Consider the following 22,030-nt stretch of genomic DNA (forward strand, 5'->3'; position numbering starts at 1 on the left):
TTTGAAACCACTGCGTCACATGATGGATTTCAATATCTGTCATTCCATGCCTATAATGATATCTTAGAACTTCTAATGACTAGAAGTCACAAGATTTTAAAAATCTTTTATTGGTCTCGTACAAAACAAAAAAGGATTACCTATATAGGCAATCCTTTTCCCATTTTATTTATGAAATTTCACACGAGTTTCTAACGGCTGAAATTCTTTTTCACCTGCTGGCGCAACTGGCTTACCAAATGGCATTTGAGCGATCAGCTTCCAAGTCTCTGGAATATCCCATTCTTTTCTGACTTCTTCATCAATTAATGGGTTATAATGTTGCAGCGTTGCACCAAACCCTTCAATTTCTAATGCTGTCCAAATCACAAACTGTAGCATTCCTGATGATTGCTGGGACCAAGTCGGGAAATTGTCTTTATATAATGCAAACTTTTCTTGAAGATTTTCTATTACTTTGCTGTCTTCAAAATATAAAACTGTTCCATAGCCACTTTTAAATGCGTTCATTTTTTCTTTGGTTGGTGCAAAATTATTTTCTGGTACAATTTTTCGTAATGTTTCTTTCGTAATATCCCATAGTTTATCATGTTGTTCTCCTAATAACACAACAACCCTTGCACTCTGAGAATTAAAAGATGAAGGTGTATACTTTACGGCATGATTCACTACTTCTTGAATTTTCTCATCAGAAACAACTTGCTCTTTACTAATTGCATAAATTGATCTTCTGTCTTCAATTGCTGAATAAAAATCTTTTGCCATACTAATTCCCTCCAATTTTTATTTTGAGGCTTACTAATCTGTATTATGGTATATCCCGCCCCGAACTTATTAATAATAAGTTTATAACTTTATTATATCTACATAGAAAAACAATTTCAAACAATAGCACTCATACTTTTTAGTTTTTGTTTTTGATACCTTTTATATTCCCTTAAAATAAAAAAACAGCTTATTTTCCACTCAATCCGAGTTTTAAACAAGCCGTCTTCTTTCATAATAGATCCTTCACCTACTTAACAATCTCGAAACCATAGGACATTAGTTTATGCGTTTCTGTAAAACGTTTCATTTGGCTCTTCGTACCCATAACAACTGTTACAAGTCGCTTATCACCTTGTTTGGCAGTCCCAGTAAAGCAATAACCCGCACTATCAGTGAAGCCTGTTTTCAGTCCATCCATTCCTTCTAAGTAAAGTCCTTGGTTGGCCGGATTCAACATTTCATTCGTACTCGTAACCATCGTGCTTTTAAATGCTAACTGACTTTGACGTAAATGTGTAACATCTAATATCTCCGGGTAATCTGTTACAAGGTGATACGCTAACTTCGCTACATCAGCTACAGTCATCTTCGTTTCACTTCCATCAGGCTCTTGCAATCCAGAAGCATTTACAAACTTGGTTGCTTCTGATAACTCCAGTTGTTTCGCTGTTTGATTCATAAGATGGGCAAAATCTTGCTCAGTTTTTGCTATATGTTCCGCTAAAGCAACTGCAGAATTGTTGGCCGATTGGATCATTAACGCATGGTATAGGTCTTTAACCGTTAATACATCCCCCGTTTGTACCGGAATTCTCGCACCTTCTGCTTGTGCCGATTTCGCACTTATTTTCACTTGATCTTCCCAATGGACCTTTCCTTTATGTATGTTTTCTAAAAGAATATATGCTGTCATCATCTTTGACATACTCGCCGGGGCAAGTAGCTCTTCTTCATTGTTTTTATACATGACTTGCCCATTACTTGCATCAATGATCATTGCTGCTTTCGCTTCAACTACTGGTACATATTTTTGTGGGATCATCTTTTCAGTTAATCCTGTTTTTGGTAACTCTGCTACTTGTAGGGGCGGACCATCTATTGTCATTTTTTCTTTTGCTTTGGAAACATTAATACCATTCTTCTCTAGAATACTCCCTTGGAAAAAGAACCAACATGAACCTAAAATAATAGCACAGAGTATTGTTACACTTCCCCATCCTAACCTTTTCATCAATAAAACTCCTTTTACTCTACCTATTATAATTTCAAATTTAACCATAACAACAATGTCTTTAAACCGTCAAGGTCAAACAGTAAATAATCTACGATAACTATTTTTTCAAGATTATTTGTTAAGAATATGTTATACTACCAAAAATTTAATAATATAAATTTTCAAATATTAAACCCTGAAACTACTTAAATTCCTAATCGAAACAAGAAAGGTTTGATACAATGATACTACTTAACCCCTTAAAAAAAGGAGATACTATTGGCATTTACTCTCCTTCTTCACCTGTAACATATACATCTCCCGAAAGATTTAATCGAGCTAAAAAATATTTACAAGATAAAGGGTTCCACATATTGGAAGGTAACCTTACAGGTAAGCAGGATTTTTATCGTTCAGGAAGCATTCAAGAACGTGCTGAAGAACTAAATGCATTAATTAGAAATCTGAATGTTACATGCATCATGTCAACAATTGGCGGGATGAATTCAAATTCTCTTTTACCTTATATTGATTACAAAGCATTGCAAGAAAATCCAAAAATTATGATTGGGTATTCAGATACTACAGCTTTACTACTTGGAATCTATGCACAAACAGGCATTACTACATTTTATGGACCAGCACTTGTTCCTTCTTTTGGTGAATTTGAGCCTTTTGTGGATTCCACTTATACATACTTTGCAGAAGCTTTAATGGAAGAACAAGAAATTCCTTACAAGGTAAAGCAACCTTTATTTTGGACAGATGACTTTATAAACTGGGAAGAAAAAACAAAGGACAAAGAACTAAGAAAAAACGAGTGGATTTGTGTAAATGGCGGAAAAACAACTGGAAGACTAATTGGTGGCAACTTAAATACAATACAAGGTATATGGGGTAGCCCATTTATGCCTGGTATTAAAGAAGGAGATATTCTCTTTATTGAAGATAGCTCCAAAGATGCAGCTACCATTGAAAGAAGTTTTTCATTACTTAAAATTAACGGTGTATTTGATAAAGTTTCAGGAATCATTCTTGGAAAGCATGAGCAATTTGATGATTGTGGTACACATCGGAAACCTTATGAAATATTATTAGAAGTACTCCAAAATCGTAACATTCCATTTCTAGCAGACTTTGATTGTTGCCATACCCATCCGATGATGACGATGCCAATTGGTGTACAAGTGGAGATGGATGCAACCAATAAAAGAGTAAGAATCATTGAGCAATGGAAAAAGCAAATATGAAGTTTAATGATTCTATGAATATCTTTACTTTAATAATGAAATAGAAATTACATAACGAATATAAGGAAACGAGTGGCTTCTATATTAAAAAGCCACTCGTTTCCTTATATTGTTTTACAACATCACTCATGGTATTATATACCTTGGAATGTGAAGAGATAGACAAAGTATACACATTATAAAACAAAAAACCATTTCAAACCACATTCCATGTAATAAGAAAACATAGATGAAATGCATTCTTTTCAAATTAATGTATTTACATCTAAAAGAGAGTGAATATATGAAACCGACTATGAAAAATTATGTATTTTTACATGTAGCTTTCTTGCTATATTCTATCATCCTGCTTTATATGAAATGGGCAGCTAAATTCCCTGTTTCATCCATTTCGTTTTTCATCGCCTATTTTGGACTTGTTGTAATTTTATTTGGCTATGCTATTCTTTGGCAACAGGTAATTAAACATTTTGAAATTTCTAAAGCATATTCCCACCGAGGGATCATCATATTATGGTCCATGTTATGGTCCGTTATCTTTTTAGGTGAGACGATAAAATGGAACAATTTACTCGGTGCAGCTATCATTATGATTGGAATTGTGGTGGTGACGAAAGATGAATAATTATATATTGTTATATATTTTCGGTATTATTTTAGCAAATTACTCACAAATTTTACTCAAAAAAGCAACTCTACAAGAATATGATTCCAAATTAAGAGAATATGTCAACCCTTATGTTATTATCGGCTATTCTTTATTTGTAATTAATGCTGGGCTAAACGTTATTGCACTAAAAGGTGTTCCATTAAAACAGGCTCCTGTATTAGAATCTCTTAGCTATGTCATTATTTTAGTATTCGGTTGGTATTTCTTAGGAGAGAAAATAACAAAAAGAAAAGTCATTGGTAACATTATTATTATAATTGGGATCGTCGTTTTTTCTATTCAATAACAAGTACACGCCTTATTATAATATTCTCGCGTTAAAAAAGTCCGTTATAAATAACGGACTTTTTTCATATCCTCTCTACTGCCCTAAATTTTGAACTTTATCTTTTAAATCTTGAACTTGTTGCACTGTCTTCATAAGCTCTGAGTTTTTAAATTGTTCTACATCTATTTTCCCTTCTTCTATCTTTTTCATAGTTGTATCAATTAATGCATTTAATTTTTCGTTATATCCAACAATTTGCTGATGGATGTCCTTCGCTACATCCGGGGGTGTCAATTCATTAAAAGCTGGGATATCCTTTTGAATATCTCCGAGCTTAGTCTCTAATTCTTTTCGAGCAGCACTATCATTGATTGCTTTTTCTACTAACCCCGGCGCTTCATTTGCAAACGCACTCACTTCATTAACATAGTCTGTCGCCTTTTGAGCATAATCAATTGAATTCTTACCCTCTTCAATCATAGAGCAGCCCATTAAACCGATTGTAATTAAAAACACAAGTAATATCGTCTTTTTCAACTTCATTTTTTACCTCCTAGCTGAATACTAACGTTTCTTCTACTATATTTATAAACACCTATCCCTTTCGCTATACTGTCATTCTAGAATACTAGCTACTTCATTTCCATTTTCATTACCTCAACTTATATATTCTAGCAGGACTTTTCAATTTCCTTTTCATAATCAATTTTGAAAAACATACGGGGTTTTCATGGAACGAATTTCATATACAACAGGCTCGTTTGTTGATTTTTCTCTAGCTGTTAACACTCCTTGATTTCCATAATTGTGTTTCTAATAGTAGTATTTCTCCCATTCCATCTATTAGTAATACGGTATAACCTGTTAACGATTCAGAAATCGTACCTTCTACTACATCACACTCTTTCATGCTACCTACTGTTAGTACATAGTTTTTCAAAAACTCCTTCATTTCTTTACTTGTCGCAGTGCCTATTTCAAATTTGTATACAACCGAAAAAAGACATACTTAAGATACAATTAAGTATGCCGATTCCTTTATACTAACGTTTACTTCCCTACATATCCTATAACTGTTACAAGTTCTGATTCTATATGTACACCGATAATTTCCTCAATAATATTTGTGTATCCTTCCCCTATAGCCGCTCCATATTGTAAGGAAATTTCTTTTTTCTTATAAACTGACTGAGGTATAGTCAAAATGAATTTCCTAAGATCTCTTTCATCCACAGGTTCCATAATTAAAACTATGCCTTCTTCCTCAAACATCCAATCATCCTTTCACATACATTCCTAATATGGCTCAGTATTGCCTTTACCTGCTGAGTTCTAAACCCATTTACAAATAGTACGATACTCTTCATTCGATAAAACGCCCATTTCCCATAGTCATACTAATCACTCATCTAAAAATCTCCAAAATAAAAAGCACAAACCTTGACACATCAAGAATTTGTACTTTTATCACATACGATTTCACATTCCTTTATCCATCTCATAAGGTGATATCTTCATCAACGGAAGGTTCTACCGCTGATGGCTAACTTTCACCTATCTTCCACATTTCTCTCTAAATCTCAAGGACGGAGTTTCATGTACTATGCTCAACTTCCTTACTTTTCTCTGCCCCCTTCTTTTTTGTTATACTTCTTATTTTTTTAACCGTACCAGTTAACCCTGTTGGGAAACCTAATAACACAATAATATATAGTAACCCAAGAAAGATCGTCCATCTCTCAAAGATTGGATACTGCGCTGCAAGTTCTGATAAATAATACTTTAAAAACTCAATAATCCCTGCGCCAGCGATTGCTCCAACTAATGTGCCAACTCCCCCAATCATTGTCATTAACAGAGCATTTAAAGTCATTTCAATTGAAAAAACAGTTGTATTTACAAAGCGTAATGTGATAACAAATAAACCACCGCTAAGCGCTGCTACTACTCCCGCAACTATGCTCGCAATAATTTTATAGTGGAGAATTTTATATCCAAGTGCTTCTACACGTTGCTCATTTTGCGAAATTGCCTTTAACACTTTTCCAATAGAAGATTGTGTAAATAAGCGAAGCAATAGAAAGATGACGACTAGACATATGAGTGTAATATAGTAAAATGTGAAACGGTCACGAAACATATCAGGTACACGGAATGTAAAGCCATCTCCTCCATGTGTGAAAGACCGCCATTTTTCAGCAAGTACAAAGAATAGTTGGGAAATCGCAAGTGTTAACATTGCATAAAAATGACTTTTTAATCGTAAAGAAAGCATACCGATTATATAACTGATTATCGTTGATAGTACAACAGCTATCCCAATACCGATTAAAAAGCTTGCTATAGAAACCTCTTGTCGATCTAGTAAGAGTGCAACACAATAAGCACCTATTCCAAAAAACATGCAATGACCGAATGAAACAATTCCTGTATATCCAAGAAGAATATCAAAACTCATTGCAAATATAGCAAAGATGAAAACTTGTGTAAACAAAATGAGTAAGCTCCGTGAATCATTTACGAAAGGGAATACACTTAAACAAATCAATACAACTAGCCCAAAATATATCCCGGCCCGATTAAATGTATTATTCACCTTTTCACCCCTTTTCACCAACGAGCCCCGTTGGCTTGACTACCAAGAAAAACAACAACATTAACATATTTATTGCGAGTGATAAATCAGGTAAATAATAAGCCGTAAACGCTCCAGCCAATCCAACAATTAAAGACGCAAGCGCTGAACCTTGCACGCTTCCCAATCCTCCGATAATGACAACAATAAAAGCTAAAATTGCATACTGCATACCCATTTCAGCGAAAATAACTCCTGAATATGGAGCAAGGAGAAATCCCCCTAACGCGGCCATTCCAGCCCCTAATAAAAAGACAAATGAAAATATCGCCTTTATGTTAATACCAAGAGCTTGAACCATCTCCTTATCTATTACACCCGCACGAATCATAAGACCAATTTTTGTTTTACGTAGTAACAACATCAGGCCAATATAAATAAGTACCCCAACAATAATAACAAACAATCGATACTTTATTAATATAATTCCATCAAATGTCAAGCTTCCTTGTAACCATGTTGGTAATTTAGCACTAATTGGATTCGGTCCCCAAAATACTTTTATACATTCACTAAGTACAAGCATTCCACCAAGTGTAACGAGAAGTTGTCGAACATGATTTCCATAAACAGGACGAATAAGGAATCTTTCTAAAACGAAACCAAGAAACATTCCCATCAAAATCGCACCTATTAATGCAAGTACATAGCTACCAGTCATATTGAATAACCAAACCCCTGTAAAAGCTCCCCAGGCAAACAATCCACCATGAGCAAAATTGAGTACACTCATTAAACCAAAAATAAGTGAAAGTCCCGATGCTAATAAGAAAATAAGCATACCTGTCGAAACGCCATTTACAAATAAGTTAACTAACACATCCACGTTCCATACCTCCTCCGTATCAATGTTAAGAAATCCCCAGATACTTATGACATGTTTCCTTATCTTCTTTCAGTTCATTCATTGGACCGTTATGCACGATTTTTCCATTGTCCATGATGTAAAAATAATCACCTATCTGGCTTGCCATCATAAAGTTTTGTTCTACAAGCAAAACAGTCGTTTTCTCTTTCATTTTCAAAATAGCCGACATTAACTTTTCAATCATAATCGGCGCTAATCCTTTACTTGGCTCATCAATTAATAGCAATCCATCACTATTAATGAACGCTCTTGAAATCGCCAGCATTTGCTTTTGTCCTCCGCTCAACAGCCCACTTTTTTTATTCCAATATTGTTTTAAATCTGGAAATAAATCGAGCATCCATTCTACCTTTTCTGCATATTCTATCCCTTTCTTTACTCCAGCGAGAGCAAATGTTTCTTCTACCGTTAAATCATGAAAGATCCCTTGATTCTCTGGCACATAGCCCATTCCTTTTCGCGAAATCAGATGAGTAGATAAACCATTTACTTTCTCATCACAATAATAAATTTCTCCATTAGAAATCCGATTAAACCCCATAATTGAACGTAAAGTCGTTGTTTTTCCAGCCCCATTTCTTCCGAACAATACGGTGATTGTTCCTTTCTCAACCATAAAAGAAACGCCTTGCAAAATATGAAACTGATCCAAATACGTTTCTATATTATCCACTTTTAATAGTGTCACCGTATAATCCCCCTAAGTATGCCGTTTGTACACGTTCATCCTTCATAATCTCTTCTGGTAACCCTTCGGCCAATAACTCGCCATGAAATAGTACAATTAAATGATCTGATACATGTAGAACCATATCCATTTTGTGTTCAATAAGTACAATTGTATTCTCACGATTTTTCTTTATATTCTCTATCACTTGAAGAATAGCTGGGACTTCCTCAACAGAGATACCCGCTGTTGGTTCATCAAGTAGCAATACATCTGTTCTGAGCGCTAGCAGCATGGCCAGTTCTAATTTTCTCTTTTCCCCATGCGCTAAATCTTTCGCTAGCACTTCTTCTTTTTCGTGAAGCAATACTGTCTTCAAAAGACGTCTCGCCTCTCCCATCTGCTGCTTGAATCGTGAGAAGTTTGGAAAAAAACTATAATAATCTTGAACAAACGACTGTACACTTAAGCGTACATTTTCAATCACTGGTAATTCCGGAAAAATATTTGTAAGCTGGAAAGAGCGTCCCATACCAAGGCGGGTTCGCTCTGGAATCGATAACTTTGTAATGTCACGTTCTTTAAAATAAATCTCACCTTTTGTTGGAGAAATCTGTCCACTTAACAAGTTAAATAGAGTTGTCTTCCCTGCTCCGTTGGGTCCAATAATAGAAATAAGTTTTCCTTTTGGTATCATCAAATTTACGTCTTTAATGACATGATGTTCTCCAAATGAGACACAAAGATTTCTAGTCTCTAACAAGTTCTTCACTCTATACCCTCCTCAAAGAATTCATATTTTCAGGGTGAAAAAGAGAAGTTGATGTAAAGAGAAATAACCTCCTCTCTTTACATCTTTTCATTACCGAATATTCAATCTATTTATTTTGAATTGGTGGCTCTGTTTCTTTCATTGTTAATTCTCGCTCTAGAACAGGTACTGGATAATCAACACCCTCTTGTTTTTGTAGCGTTACAGAATAAAGCGCTTGCAAAGCTTGGTGGTCTTTCTCTCTAAATTTCATTTTTCCTTTTGGTGTTTCAAATTCCATTCCTTCCATTTTCTTAATAAGCGTATCAACATCTGTATCGCCTTTTGTTTTCTTTAATCCTTCAACGATGGAAATTGCTGCTGACATTCCTCCAGCTGTAAACAAATCTGGAACTGTTCCATTGAAACGTTTCTTATGTTCTTCCACTAGCCACTCGTTCACTTTATTTTTCGGAAGTGTATGATAATATACTGAAAATCCTTGCATGCCCACTAATGCATCCATCGTCTTTAATGCTGGTATATCCGGTGCCCCCGTTGAAATCTTAATCCCTTGCGCTTCTACATTCATATCTTTTAATTGCTTCCATGGTGAATTCGCACCAGCCCAAACAACAAATAAATAATCTGGTTTTGAACTAATGATGTTTTGAATATTTGCAGTAAAATCAGTAGAATTCGTATCAGCATATTGTTCATTTACAATATTCGCCCCTAGCTTCTTCGCTCCCGCTTTAAATGCAGCAATTCCTTCACGACCAAAGGCGTTATCTGGAGCAAGTGTTGCAATCTTTACATCTTTCTTAGCGATGGATGCAGCACCAGCAATTGCATCTTGAGATGAATTTCTGCCTGTTCTAAAAATATATTTATTCCAGTTCTTCCCCGTAATACTATCTGCAACTGCAGGTTCAACAACCATTATTTTTTCATATTCTTCCGCTAGTGGTAACACTGCTAATGTATCACTTGAACTCGAAGATCCAACAAGAAAATCAACCTTGTCTTCCTCTAATAGTTTCGTAGCTTTTTTAACTGCTACATCCGCTTTTGTTTCCGTATCTTCTACAACAAACTTAATCTTCTTCCCATCTACTTTCCCTGTTCCGCCTGTTGCGTAATCTAGCCCTAGTTCAAACCCGTTTACCGTTTGTTTCCCATATGATTCAAGCGGTCCTGTTAACGAAGCAAGAACACCTACTTTAATCGTCTTCTCATCATCTGTACTTGCTTTTTCCCCTGAACATCCTGCTGTTACTAATAATGAACCAAGAATACATCCCGTAAACACCATTTTTAGCCACTTACGTTTTTTTGCTGACATTGTGATCCTCCCCATACTTTACTTTCTGATAGAATCAAATACGCCAAAGTAACCATCCGTAATCATGACTTCTTGTTTTTAACAATGTGAACTATGTTGTCAATAGAAATTTCTCGAAGTACCTCTACATTCGCCAGCCATTTCCAAATCCCTTCCAATACATTTGTAAATATTCATACAATTATTCGCATTATACATATCATCCCTTGAACAAATACATTAAAATAACTGTTCTCTTCCTCTAATATATTAGCCCTACAAAAAAGACTAACTTCCAAAATGAGTTAATCTTTTCCCCCAATCGCACTACTCTTAAGACTCTTTACGTAAAAAGTCTACTATTGCACGATAAACAGCATACATTTCGTAGTGATGTTTTTCAAAACTAGGATCAGCACTTGTTCTCACAATAACAAGGTTTTCTGGTTGGTTTATATAAATATTCTGCCCCCAAATTCCTATAGCAAGAAATTCTCCAACTATATAATCTGGTCCAGGAGTCCACCATTGATACTGATAATTATCAGTAAAATGAGATTGATTATCTTTCAGTAGATTATACCTTTCAGGTATGGTTGATTCTCGAATCCACTCTTGAGAAATAATCTGTTTCCCCTTCCAATTTCCATTATGTAAGTAGAGTAATCCAAATCTAGCAAAATCTCTCAACGTAGCATTCAAGAAAGAATAAGATATCATGCTCCCATCACTACCTATATTCCAAAATGCATGGGACTCCATTCCAAGCGGTTCCCATATTTTCTCTTGCAAATATTGTGCTAAGTTCCGTCCAGTTGCTTTTGCAATCAACATGCCTAACACTTGCGCATCTATACTTTTATAAGAAAATTTCCCAGAAAATTCTTTATACTTAAATTGATTTATATACTCATTTACACTCTTACTTGCAGTCAATGACGCTTGCATCAGCATATAAAAATCTGATGACAAATTATGATAATCTTCATTGAAATAAATACCAGAGCACATCTGTAGACATTCCTTAATAGAAACATTTTTATATCCGGAGTCCTTTAACTCTGGCAAATAAGCAATGATTGGATCCTTTACTGATTTAATATCCCCTTCATCAATCGCTATACCTACTAAAGCAGATAAAAAAGATTTTGCTACAGACCATGAAGTATTAAGAGATTTGCACGTATTTCCATGAAAGTATCGCTCATTTACAACTTTATAATCTTTCATAATGAAAAAGCCTGTCGCCGTCGTGTTTTTAAGAAACTCATCAAGAGTTGATTGTTTCCCATTATAGCTGTACGTAACATTCATATCCTTCAAATCATAATCAAATCGAGAAATATGTCCTTTACGTTTCACCTTTTGGGCTGGGTATACTTCAGAAAGATTACGGAAGTTTTCAATTGTTTTTTTCTTATCAAATAGTATATGAAAATCCACAAAACGCTTCTTATTTGTAGTATTTTTATTCCTTAAATTTAGTAAATTTTTTAAACCAACGGCTATTGAAGCTGGAATCATAATAGTTCTTTTAAAACTATATTTCTTATTCATCTTATTCTCCTTGGATCAAAGCATATTACTTTCAACCTTCTTAACCTATACTTAAAAAACTCATATTCACCCTAATAATGTCAATTATGAACAACACAGAACGATTACTCCCTAGTTAATTCTAATATAATCCACTTCAAAAACCCAAAGTATGCAGTGCGATTTACATTTCATGTATGAATCTATTCACAAAGCTCTTAGCTTCTTTAGAATTGGCTCGGTACGGTATTGGCGTGGTTGCAGTAGCAATCGGGTGTCATTGTCGATACACCCATCATTCAAGGCTATAACGATTCAGGGTTAATTGATGTAATGAAAACAAAAGTAACAGGAAATAAATTAACTCAACCTGAGCAGATCGCAGATACTGTTTATCTTATTTCATTGGAAGAAGCAAGTTTAATTAATAGTAGAGTTGTTATAGCATATGAAGGTTACGCTTCCTTTAAATAATATTAACTTTCCAATCACTATCATTTTTATACATGCAAAAGCAGCCTAGAATCTATAATTCTACGCTGCTTTTCTATATCAACAAAAATTATGAAATCGAGTTACTCTCTAAACCACCTAATCCTTCTGCCAATTGTTTCTTATCTAAACTCTCACCAATAATCACCAAGTTTGTGGGAAACCCAAAGTCCTGTTCCAATAAAATTGGTACACCAAATGAGTATTGTAATAAGTGCGGATATTTATCTCCATGAAATTTTACAAATCCTTTTACACGATAAATTTCCTGCGATAAATTGGAAAGCCATTCATATAATTGATCTTGATCGATTGATTTTGTAAATTGATATGTCATCGTTTGTATATGTAAATGCTGCTTCATATGTAATGTTTCATGTTCTTCATTTTCTGTAAGTTCCACACCTTCTATATCCTCTAAAGATATATTACAATACTGTGTTTCATACAATTTCGCATGTTTATTAATTGCTGCTACTTCTTCTAAAACTTTTTTCTTCTCCTCATCTTTTAATAAATCTGATTTATTAATGAGGATATGACTTCCGTATTTGATTTGTTCATTTAAAAGTTGTTGAATATTTTTACTTAGTGTATCACGATTTAACCATCTCATTGCATCTAATACAACAACGATGGATTTCACGTCAAGATAAGGAGCTAAAATAGGTGACAAGCATGCATCTAATACTTCAATTGGGTGAGCAACTCCTGTTGTTTCTATATAAATTACATCTGGTCTCTCTTGTTGATATAAAGAATGTAACTGAATCTCAAGTTCATCTTTTAACGTGCAACAAATACAACCTTTTAAAAGTTCTCTTAAAATATTCTCTTTCCCTATAATATCTGTATCTACCGAGTATTCTCCTATTTCATTCATTAAAACAGCAACTTTTCGATTTTTCTTCTTTTCTGCTAGTAGTAAATTTTGTAGCAATGTGGATTTCCCACTTCCTAAAAAACCACCTAATATATGAATTTCTACTTTACTCATATGACCGACCATCCATTTCTATGCTTTTAATATACTTTAAAGCGTAATTATTACGATTTATATTTATTATTTTATTAAAATAACTGCAATTTGTAAACAAAACACTCCGGTTGTTTTGTATTCCTATATATATTTCGGATGCTCTGTCTTCATAAGTATAGTATGAATAATATAAATTATCTGTTCCATTGTTAATGGATTCAGCATCCTAATTTTCTTCTCTTAATAAAGATTACATTCAAGAGAGGATACTTATGTTTCATTCCCTATGATTCACAACTATATAAACGGATGTATTTTGAAATACTTGAATATCTTTTATGAAATGTAATAAACTAGGTTAGAATCTATAGAAGTAAGACATGTTCTTTCTTACATATCAAAATTACTGAAATAGCGAGGAATTATCATATGAAAAAAGGTATTAACCGTGTTGCATTAGTAGGAACTGGTGCAGTAGGATGTAGTTATGCTTACTGCATGATTAACCAAGGTGTTGCAGAAGAATTTGTTCTCGTTGATGTAAACGAGGCAAAAGCAGAAGGAGAAGCAATGGATTTAAGTCATGCAGTTCCCTTTGCTCCAGCACCAACAAGGGTTTGGAAAGGCAGCTATGAAGATTGTAAAGATGCAGATCTTGTTGTAATTACTGCTGGTTTACCACAAAAACCAGGTGAAACACGTTTAGATTTAGTTGAAAAAAATGCTAAAATCTTTAAACAAATTGTTCGTAGTATTATGGATAGCGGATTTGATGGTATCTTCTTAATTGCTACAAACCCTGTAGATATTTTAACTTACGTAACTTGGAAAGAATCTGGATTACCAAAAGAACGTGTAATTGGTTCTGGTACAACTCTAGATTCTGCCCGTTTCCGCTATATGTTAGGAGAATATTTCAATATTGACTCTCACAATATTCATGCTTACATCATCGGTGAACATGGTGATACAGAACTTCCAGTTTGGAGCCACGTATCAATCGGAATTCAAAAACTACAAACGATTCTTGAAAAAGATAATGACCTTAATCAACAAGATTTAGATGAAATCTTTATAAATGTTCGCGATGCTGCTTATCACATCATTGAACGAAAAGGTGCAACATACTACGGAATCGGTATGTCCCTTTTACGTGTAACAAAAGCAATCTTAAATGATGAAAATAGCGTATTAACTGTATCTGCATATCTTGAAGGTCAATATGGACAAAAAGATGTTTATATCGGTGTTCCTGCAGTCTTGAATCGTCAAGGTGTTCGTGAAATTTTAGAAGTTGAATTAAGTGAAGATGAAGAATTAAAGTTCGATCACTCTGTTCAAGTACTAAAAGAAACAATGGCTCCTATACTGTAAAATACATGCTAATTATGACCTTATAAAAAAAGCAATCCAAAATACTTGGATTGCTTTTTGCATAGCTTAAAAATTCATTCCGTATTTAGATCCGATTTCTCTCCATCGTACACTTCAAGCACATCAAGTAAAAAGATAAAGATTGGAATTCCAATAATGAGTCCCCATATTCCTAAAAAATGCTCTGAAAAGATAAGAACCATAAACGTATAAAAAATGGGTAAATTCGTTTTTGCGGACATAAATTTCGGATTTAAGAAGTAACTTTCAATTGCATGAATAACTGCAATAAAAATTAATATGTATACGACATATGCAATTCCACCAATATTATACGCAATGATACAAAGTGGAAATAGTGAAATAATAACACCTGCAACAGGAATTAAACCAAGCAAGAATATCATAACTGCTAATACAAGTAGCTGCGGGAAACCTAAAAATACTAGTGCAATGACAGAAAGAATACAGTTTACAACGGCAATTAAAAACTGTGCCTCAATGACTTTTCCAAATGAACGCGCAAATTTCTGACCAAAGTATGCAATTTCCTCATAAAAAATACTAAGTTTACTATCCTCAAATTTTGATGTAAAAACAATGATACGCTCTTTTTCTAATAAGAAAAATAAACTTAAAATAAGGGAAAGTAAAATTTGTAAACTTATCTTTCCAATATTCGCCAAAGATTGATAAATAACATCCACACCTTGTTCAATATATTTTGATACTTCCATCTGATTAATTGCAGAAAACACATATCTTATCATTTCATTATCAGGGGGATTTTTAAAAAACAATTTGAACTGGTAAATCAATTGTGAAATTTGTATCGTTAATACAGGCAAATATTTATATAACGTAGCAACAATAAACGTAACTAAAACAATGTATAAAAAGGCGATAATCACTTTCCTATTTATCCGTACAAAACGATTAAGTTTTTCAGAAATAAATCTTTGAAAGCGATCCATTAGAAACGTAAGGATAAAGGTAATCAATATTAAATTAATCATACTTTTTAGCCCGTATAATATAAGGGCTAAAATGACTAATATAAGAAGCCTCTGAAACCCTCTACTTTGAAAGAAATTTTTCATTTGAATCATTAAGTCTCACTCTCCCCCTTCGACGGATGGAAATTCCATATATTCATGAAAGTACTAACCGTTTATTTGTTACTATATTAAGACATTTTATGAACTTCTAAAGACAATCTTTCTCACTAATTTGAAAGTGTCCTCTTTTTCTTTTTAATTGTCTTATTTTCTTATTCCATATCAAAGCGTAAAACTATATTAGTATATACATCACAACACACAATCTTAGTCTTTTTCATTTTTTGGATAACTACTGATATACATAACCTATTCAAAATAATTCTATCATTTTCTGATATTTTAAGAGTTTTTATTCAAAATACAGAAACAAATAAGCCATAACTAGAAACTTCCATCAGCGGGGGCTTCATCTGCCACCTAACTTCTTTTCTTGCACTGAATTTTGAGGGGGGATTACTGCCCGCAAATAGCGAGATAAACGTATGATTCCTGACTACTATTTTATTTCCTTATTTCCGCTTCATCCGCTTTGCTAGTAACTCCTTTACTTGATTATACGTTAACCCAGAATTTTTATTTAAACGTTTCACTTCATAAATATCTGTGCCTACAACTGTATATTTCTTCTCTTTATTCATAATTACACATCCTTTTATAAACTTTCATTGAATCGAGCAAATATTATTTATTATAGTTCTTCCCTAAACGAAGAGTTCATACTCATACCATAACAAATTAAGTATTAGTGTACCTGAACAATAAAGTGAAACTTTAATCAGTGGGGTTTTTCTTCATCCCCCACTGATTATTAGTTGAACCAATCGGGCTTTTACGGGCAGTTCATCCCCACCTAACTTCTTTGCTTTTGCCAAATTTTGAGGTGGGGGTCTTACTGCCCGCTAATGCGGGATAAAGGTTTTTAATTACAAATAAAGTCGTTTAATTTACAATAAAGTTGTTTCATTCTTTTATTGCGCAGTAAAATACAGACTGTGCACAAGACATCACACATGAAATCCTCCCACATCAACGGTGTTATAGTATTGGTCGGCAGAACGGTATTTGTCATTTTTTAGAATGCCTTCGGTTTTAAAACCAAATTTCCCATAAAAGATTAAACAACTTTATTTATATTTTTCAATTAATCCTTAAAATCATTTACATAAAAAAAGAAGCTATTTGTCAAAACAGCTTCTTTTTCTGCTATATATATTTATACTTTCAGTCGTACATTTTAATAAAATTTCACTACATCTTCAGTAGGTAAGAACGTTCTTTCTCCTGGTTGTTCATTTGGCTCACCAAATGGCATTTGTGCTACTAAGCTCCATTCTGCTGGAATATCCCATGTTTCTTTCACTTCAGCATCTACAATTGGATTGTAGTGTTGTAATGATGCTCCGATTCCCTCTGCAGATAATGACATCCAAACAGCATATTGTAACATTGCACTCCCTTGGTGAGACCAATATGGGAACTGCTCCTTATATAAAGGTGCATTTTCTTGCATTTGTTTTACAGTTGCTTGATTTTCAAAGAATAATACTGTCCCCACTCCATCATGGAAACCTTTTAGTCTTTCAACAGTTGCTTCAAAATTTTCTGCTGGCACACGCGCTCTAAGTGTTTCTTTTACAATATCCCAGAACTTTTCATGCTCTGCATCCATTAATACAACCATACGACCACTTTGCATGTTGAAAGATGATGGTGCGTGTAAAGCTGTTTTTAAAACATCTTGAATTCTTTCTTTTGTAATCGTAGCATTTTTTGTTACTTTACGGATTGAACGACGGTTCACGATTGCATCTTTTAAATTTGTTCTAGTTACTGACATGTTAATTCCTCCAAGTATATAAGTTGTATAATTTATTTAAACAAATAGATTTGATTCTTCAATTGAAGACAAGTATTAGCAATATCCATCAGTTGTACATTGCATTCCATCAAATGAATTTGTTTTTCCCTTTTGTATTTCTTTATCAATTACTCTTTCTAGCATTTCCTTACTAGCAAGACCTTGAATTACTTCGTCTCCAATCATTACCGTTGGAACAGCCAGAATATTTGCTTCATCATATGCGTGTTGGATTGCTTTTTGATGTTTCTCTTTATATTTACGAGTTATTAAAGCTTCTTTAAATTCAGCTTCAGGAAGCCCTACTTCACCTGCTAACTTTGTTAGTACATCTATCTCTTCAATATTTTGTTCTTCCTGGAAAAATGCTGTAAACACTCGATGATGAAAAGCATTTTCCAAACCATGTTCCTTCGCAAATTGATATCCTTCAAACGCAAAGTGTGTATATGGATGAGGTGAAACACGTGGTAAACTCATCTCAACTCCTAACTTTTTCGCAGTAGGAAGAATAAACGAATCCCAAGAACTTAATTTATCTGGTTCTTGCCATGGATCAATTTTTGCATATGGACTTGGACGTAATTCGAATGGCATCCATTCAATTTCTACATCTTTTTCCTTAGCTACTTCATCCAATGGGCCCTTTGCCAAAAAACAAAATGGACAAATAAAATCAGAGTACACTTTCATTTTTACAGTCATATAATTACACCTTACCTTCATTAATTGTCATTAGTTGTAACCAAAGTGGTTACATTTATATAAAAAAAATATGCACTCTCTTTTTTATAGAACTTGGCATGTTTCAATCCTTATTTCAAGCATTTATTTTCTCTTGTAACGATTCAAACAAATTCTCCATCGTGATATTTTTTAAAACTTCTTCCATTGCAGATTGCGCTTGAACCAAAACCACTTCTAATACAGCTTGAATATTTGCTCCAATTGGACAATCTGGATTGGGTTGTTCATGAATATGAAATAACTTATCTGCCTCAACTACATTTACTGCATGATACACATCTAATAATGTAATCTCATTTAAATCCTTTAATAGTTCAGCTCCACCTGGCCCTCGATTTACATAAACAAACTCAGCCCGTTTTAAGTCAGACATTATTTTTCGAATTACAACCGGATTTGTATTTACACTCTCAGCGATAAATTCTGAAGTACAAATAGAAGATGAATTGTTTTTCAAAATAGATAAAATATGAACAGCTATAGAAAAGCGGCTACTAATTTTCATCATGATCACCACCTCGATGTAATCATTATAGTTACAACAAAAAAATAAGTCAATCCTTTTTATAGATTTTTTTGGACATTATTATAGTTAAAAACAAATAAGCATCTCATTATCATATATGAGACGCTCTTTATCATTCTGCGAATAGCCCTTGGAACTCTTCAATAAATAGTTGAACAGCTAGTGAAGATTCCCTTAATGAAGGAACAGCTAAAGCAATTTCCCTCCATACTTGAGGTGCTAATTCTTTCGTTTTGACATTTGGAGGTAAATTCGTTAAAGATAATTCAGCTAATATCGCTAAACCTAACCCCTCTTGAATCATATTTAAAGATGTTGTAACGGTAGACACCGCATACTCAACTCGAAGTGGTACACCTGCTTGTTTAAACATATCAATAATTGGTGGTTCGTATCCTCCCTTAAATAAAATAATTGGTTCACCCTCTAAATCATTTATTGTAATAGCTTCTTTCTCACAAAGAGGATGATCATTATGCAGGACAACAACCATTTTCCCCCTCGTTAACGGTACAATCTCCATTTCTTTATTGGGCAAAATAACAATTCCGACATCAATTACACGTGATAATAGCCACTCTTCTACTTCTTTCAGTGTTCCTTCATGGAGAACTAGCTCTAAATTCGGATATTTTTCACGAAAGATATTAATCATTCTAGGCAAGAAATATGCTGATGCACTTGGAAAGCTTCCGATTCGAATCGTCCCGACTTCATGCCCTTTCTCCATCGCAACCTCTTGTTCTACTTTCTCAACGCCATTTAAAATTTCTCGAAAATGAACAAGAATCCGATTTCCTACATCAGTCAGAATTAGACCTTTCCTTTTATCGCGTATAATAAGCGTTACACCGAGTTCCGATTCAACACTAGAAATAGCATGGCTCACAGCTGGTTGTGTCATATTTAAAACTCGAGCTGCCTTCGTAAAACTTCCTAGTTCAACTACTTTTATAAAAACTTGAAGTTGTGTAATGGTCATAACAAATTACTTATACTCCTTATAAAAAAGATTCATTTTATTTATCGTGTTCAATATCATATCATAGTGAAATGATATACAACAAGGAGGTATTATCGTGACACAGCTTTCACGAACAAAAACGGTCATAATCCTTTCATTTCTCGTTCTTATGTGGGGGATTAATTGGCCTTTATCTAAATTCGCTCTGCATTATACACCGCCCGTATTGTTTGCAGGAATTAGAACAATAATTGGAGGATTCATTCTACTTATTTTTGCATTGCCAAAATACAAACAGTTACATCTAAAAGAAACTTGGCATTTATACTTTATTTCAGCTCTACTCAACATTATTTTATTTTACGGACTACAAACTGTAGGGCTTCAGTATATGCCCGCTGGACTCTTTTCCGCTATTGTATTTCTTCAGCCTGTCTTACTTGGAATTTTCTCTTGGATTTGGCTGGAAGAAGCAATGTATGGCTTGAAAATTTTTGGTCTTATTCTTGGATTTGCGGGCGTTGCTGTTATTAGCTCTAGTAGCTTAACTGGACATATTTCTGTCATCGGCATCTTACTTGCTTTAGGATGTGCAATTGGATGGGCGCTTGGTACAGTGTTTATCAAAAAAACTGGAAACCGTGTAAACGCAATTTGGATGGTGACACTTCAACTTATTATCGGTGGATTTTGCTTAATTGGCTTCGGTTCAGAATTTGAAAGCTGGTCCAGCATCGCTTGGAGCATACCATTTGTAATCGTACTACTATTCATCTCAATCTTTGTTATCGCAATGGGCTGGCTCGCTTACTTTACACTTGTCGGAGCTGGAGAAGCAAGTAAAGTTGGTGCCTATACATTTCTTATTCCACTTATCGCAATTATTATAAGTTCTATTTTCCTACATGAGGCGATTACAATTAGCTTATTTGTTGGACTTCTATTTATTGTCGTAAGCATTTGCTTTGTAAATATAAAACCGAAATCGCTCATCATGAAACAGTCTATTGAACCCAAAAAATGTTAATAAAGTGAAACTTTAATCAGTGGGGGTTTTCTCCATCCCCCACTGATTATTACCCCTCACCAATCGGGCTTTTACGGACAGTTCATCTCCCACCTAACTTCTTTGCTTTCGCTGAATTTTGAGGGGAGAGTGTTACTGTCCGTTAATGCGGGATAAAAAAGAAAGAGCCTATGAACTGTACCCTATAAAATGGACAGTTTAATAAAAAGACCTTTAAAAATTAGGCACTTAACAGATGGTTCCGGTATTGTACCGGAACCATCTTTTTGAGTGTCCATTGATAACGATCATAATTATAATCTTGCATATACTTCTCGATTACCAGTTGAAGAGATTGGAATGTTTGACAACACTTGTAGTCTAATTCATCTTTCATATGACCGAAAAAGGATTCCATTGGGCACTATCTAGACAATTACTTTTTACAACTGGATACAAATATACATGCACCTATTGAAACGATAATAGAAAGAATGGATAAAATAATCGCGATTGTTTGTAGGCTTGTACTTTCTTTCTCTTTCGCATCAGGTGCTTTTAATTCTCCATGTTCCCCTGTTAGTGTTGTACCTTTTGTAATGGTAGTAAGTGAGTGCGGTTTATCTGCTTTCTCATCACCTGTCCACTCTGCAATATCTCCATCCTTATACTGTTGATATGCATCCCAAGCCACTTTTTGCTCTTTATCTGGATTTTTCGCAACAAAAGTAAATTGCTGAAATTGCCCCGGTAAAATACCTTCTCCAGTCGCTTCCCATATAACAGATTTAACCTTCCCAGATGTATCTTTTTGTTCATTGACTTTCCATCCTGGTACAGGTTCATACCGCTGGAACTCAACTCCCTCTGGGATTTTAAGGGTAATTTTGGTTGTTGCTATATCCTTCTCAACAGGTACCTTTATTGTATACGTTTCCCAAGAATCCACTCCAGAATTAGCCGGTTTCACCGTTACATGTGCACTAACAGGTAACGAGAAAAGTCCCATTGCAATTACTGTTGCCATCATTGTTGTTCCTAATTTTTTTATACGTTTCATTTCCCTATGACTT

The 22,030-nt window shown here is 34.2% G+C and carries 25 protein-coding genes and 1 pseudogene; 6 read left to right on the top strand and 20 right to left on the bottom strand.

Annotation, left to right across the window (positions count from 1 at the left end; all coding sequences use genetic code 11):
* Positions 1 to 165: 165 nt before the first annotated feature.
* A complete protein-coding gene (locus MHH71_RS05935; RefSeq protein WP_033798825.1) occupies positions 166 to 765 on the bottom strand; it encodes a nitroreductase family protein in 600 nt (199 codons plus the stop codon).
* A gap of 250 nt (positions 766 to 1,015) precedes the next feature.
* Entirely contained in the window at positions 1,016 to 1,999 is a 984-nt protein-coding gene (locus MHH71_RS05940) for a D-alanyl-D-alanine carboxypeptidase family protein (RefSeq protein ID WP_033796067.1), read from the bottom strand.
* A gap of 224 nt (positions 2,000 to 2,223) precedes the next feature.
* Between MHH71_RS05940 and MHH71_RS05945 the strand changes: the two genes are divergently transcribed.
* The 3 genes from MHH71_RS05945 to MHH71_RS05955 all read left to right on the top strand — a co-directional run bounded on the left by MHH71_RS05945 (position 2,224) and on the right by MHH71_RS05955 (position 4,187).
* Positions 2,224 to 3,231, top strand: a complete 1,008-nt coding sequence (locus MHH71_RS05945) for a S66 family peptidase (RefSeq protein WP_006094556.1) — start codon at positions 2,224 to 2,226, stop codon at positions 3,229 to 3,231.
* A 283-nt stretch (positions 3,232 to 3,514) separates the two neighbouring features.
* Positions 3,515 to 3,856 (top strand): EamA family transporter, encoded by a 342-nt coding sequence (locus tag MHH71_RS05950; protein WP_018765426.1) that lies wholly within the window; start codon positions 3,515 to 3,517, stop codon positions 3,854 to 3,856.
* Positions 3,849 to 4,187, top strand: coding sequence for an EamA family transporter (locus MHH71_RS05955; protein WP_018765425.1), 339 nt, complete (start codon positions 3,849 to 3,851; stop codon positions 4,185 to 4,187). The genes MHH71_RS05950 and MHH71_RS05955 overlap by 8 nt, the downstream gene beginning before the upstream one ends.
* 75 nt (positions 4,188 to 4,262) lie before the next feature.
* On the opposite strand, the gene MHH71_RS05960 is transcribed toward MHH71_RS05955, so the two are convergent.
* The 9 genes from MHH71_RS05960 to MHH71_RS06000 form a co-directional block, all read right to left on the bottom strand.
* Complete coding sequence (locus MHH71_RS05960; RefSeq protein WP_006094555.1) at positions 4,263 to 4,712, bottom strand: DUF6376 family protein; 450 nt, start codon at positions 4,710 to 4,712, stop codon at positions 4,263 to 4,265.
* 232 nt (positions 4,713 to 4,944) lie between these two features.
* On the bottom strand, positions 4,945 to 5,109 hold the full coding sequence (locus MHH71_RS05965; protein WP_018781372.1) for a spore germination protein: 165 nt from the start codon (positions 5,107 to 5,109) through the stop codon (positions 4,945 to 4,947).
* Positions 5,110 to 5,219: 110 nt separating this feature from the next.
* Positions 5,220 to 5,441, bottom strand: a complete 222-nt coding sequence (locus MHH71_RS05970) for a hypothetical protein (RefSeq protein WP_003196960.1) — start codon at positions 5,439 to 5,441, stop codon at positions 5,220 to 5,222.
* Positions 5,442 to 5,763: 322 nt separating this feature from the next.
* A complete protein-coding gene (locus MHH71_RS05975; RefSeq protein WP_006094554.1) occupies positions 5,764 to 6,765 on the bottom strand; it encodes a branched-chain amino acid ABC transporter permease in 1,002 nt (333 codons plus the stop codon).
* 4 nt (positions 6,766 to 6,769) lie between these two features.
* The gene (locus tag MHH71_RS05980) at positions 6,770 to 7,630 is read right to left on the bottom strand and encodes a branched-chain amino acid ABC transporter permease (RefSeq protein ID WP_006094553.1); all 861 of its coding nucleotides are present in this window, start codon (positions 7,628 to 7,630) and stop codon (positions 6,770 to 6,772) included.
* Positions 7,631 to 7,655: 25 nt separating this feature from the next.
* Positions 7,656 to 8,360: a branched-chain amino acid ABC transporter ATP-binding protein gene (locus MHH71_RS05985; RefSeq protein WP_018781373.1), complete on the bottom strand. Its 705-nt coding sequence runs from the start codon at positions 8,358 to 8,360 to the stop codon at positions 7,656 to 7,658.
* The gene (locus tag MHH71_RS05990; protein ID WP_033798824.1) at positions 8,338 to 9,111 is read right to left on the bottom strand and encodes an ABC transporter ATP-binding protein; all 774 of its coding nucleotides are present in this window, start codon (positions 9,109 to 9,111) and stop codon (positions 8,338 to 8,340) included. Before MHH71_RS05990 ends, MHH71_RS05985 begins: the two co-directional genes overlap by 23 nt.
* Positions 9,112 to 9,217: 106 nt before the next feature.
* Positions 9,218 to 10,435: a substrate-binding domain-containing protein gene (locus tag MHH71_RS05995; RefSeq protein WP_006094551.1), complete on the bottom strand. Its 1,218-nt coding sequence runs from the start codon at positions 10,433 to 10,435 to the stop codon at positions 9,218 to 9,220.
* Between the two features lie 312 nt (positions 10,436 to 10,747).
* Entirely contained in the window at positions 10,748 to 11,971 is a 1,224-nt protein-coding gene (locus MHH71_RS06000) for a serine hydrolase domain-containing protein (RefSeq protein WP_006094550.1), read from the bottom strand.
* Positions 11,972 to 12,283: 312 nt separating this feature from the next.
* Between MHH71_RS06000 and MHH71_RS06005 the strand changes: the two genes are divergently transcribed.
* Entirely contained in the window at positions 12,284 to 12,424 is a 141-nt protein-coding gene (locus tag MHH71_RS06005; RefSeq protein ID WP_003196947.1) for a hypothetical protein, read from the top strand.
* A gap of 88 nt (positions 12,425 to 12,512) precedes the next feature.
* Here the strand turns inward: MHH71_RS06005 and MHH71_RS06010 are convergent, their stop codons facing one another.
* Complete coding sequence (locus MHH71_RS06010) at positions 12,513 to 13,439, bottom strand: CobW family GTP-binding protein (protein WP_033796068.1); 927 nt, start codon at positions 13,437 to 13,439, stop codon at positions 12,513 to 12,515.
* A 411-nt stretch (positions 13,440 to 13,850) separates the two neighbouring features.
* Here MHH71_RS06010 and MHH71_RS06015 point away from each other — a divergent pair, with 411 nt between their 5' ends.
* Positions 13,851 to 14,795 (top strand): L-lactate dehydrogenase, encoded by a 945-nt coding sequence (locus tag MHH71_RS06015; protein ID WP_006094549.1) that lies wholly within the window; start codon positions 13,851 to 13,853, stop codon positions 14,793 to 14,795.
* 74 nt (positions 14,796 to 14,869) lie between these two features.
* Here MHH71_RS06015 and MHH71_RS06020 read toward each other — a convergent pair whose 3' ends face one another.
* The 6 genes from MHH71_RS06020 to MHH71_RS06050 all read right to left on the bottom strand — a co-directional run bounded on the left by MHH71_RS06020 (position 14,870) and on the right by MHH71_RS06050 (position 19,969).
* Entirely contained in the window at positions 14,870 to 15,904 is a 1,035-nt protein-coding gene (locus MHH71_RS06020) for an AI-2E family transporter (protein ID WP_003196941.1), read from the bottom strand.
* Positions 15,905 to 16,365: 461 nt separating this feature from the next.
* Entirely contained in the window at positions 16,366 to 16,494 is a 129-nt protein-coding gene (locus tag MHH71_RS06025) for a hypothetical protein (protein ID WP_006094548.1), read from the bottom strand.
* A 596-nt stretch (positions 16,495 to 17,090) separates the two neighbouring features.
* Positions 17,091 to 17,693 (bottom strand): nitroreductase family protein, encoded by a 603-nt coding sequence (locus MHH71_RS06035; protein WP_003196936.1) that lies wholly within the window; start codon positions 17,691 to 17,693, stop codon positions 17,091 to 17,093.
* 75 nt (positions 17,694 to 17,768) lie between these two features.
* Positions 17,769 to 18,419, bottom strand: a complete 651-nt coding sequence (locus MHH71_RS06040) for a DsbA family oxidoreductase (RefSeq protein WP_006094547.1) — start codon at positions 18,417 to 18,419, stop codon at positions 17,769 to 17,771.
* A gap of 115 nt (positions 18,420 to 18,534) precedes the next feature.
* A complete protein-coding gene (locus MHH71_RS06045) occupies positions 18,535 to 18,966 on the bottom strand; it encodes an Rrf2 family transcriptional regulator (RefSeq protein WP_018765415.1) in 432 nt (143 codons plus the stop codon).
* A 133-nt stretch (positions 18,967 to 19,099) separates the two neighbouring features.
* Positions 19,100 to 19,969, bottom strand: coding sequence for a LysR family transcriptional regulator (locus MHH71_RS06050; RefSeq protein WP_003196930.1), 870 nt, complete (start codon positions 19,967 to 19,969; stop codon positions 19,100 to 19,102).
* 97 nt (positions 19,970 to 20,066) lie between these two features.
* Between MHH71_RS06050 and MHH71_RS06055 the strand changes: the two genes are divergently transcribed.
* Positions 20,067 to 20,978, top strand: coding sequence for a DMT family transporter (locus MHH71_RS06055; protein WP_018781379.1), 912 nt, complete (start codon positions 20,067 to 20,069; stop codon positions 20,976 to 20,978).
* Positions 20,979 to 21,198: 220 nt separating this feature from the next.
* Here MHH71_RS06055 and MHH71_RS06060 read toward each other — a convergent pair.
* A pseudogene (locus MHH71_RS06060) lies at positions 21,199 to 21,378 on the bottom strand (integrase core domain-containing protein); the annotation flags it as partial.
* Between the two features lie 15 nt (positions 21,379 to 21,393).
* The gene (locus tag MHH71_RS06065) at positions 21,394 to 22,017 is read right to left on the bottom strand and encodes a YcnI family copper-binding membrane protein (RefSeq protein ID WP_006094546.1); all 624 of its coding nucleotides are present in this window, start codon (positions 22,015 to 22,017) and stop codon (positions 21,394 to 21,396) included.
* Positions 22,018 to 22,030: the final 13 nt, after the last annotated feature.

The organism is Bacillus sp. FSL H8-0534, from assembly GCF_038005885.1.
Lineage (GTDB): Bacteria > Bacillota > Bacilli > Bacillales > Bacillaceae_G > Bacillus_A > Bacillus_A pseudomycoides.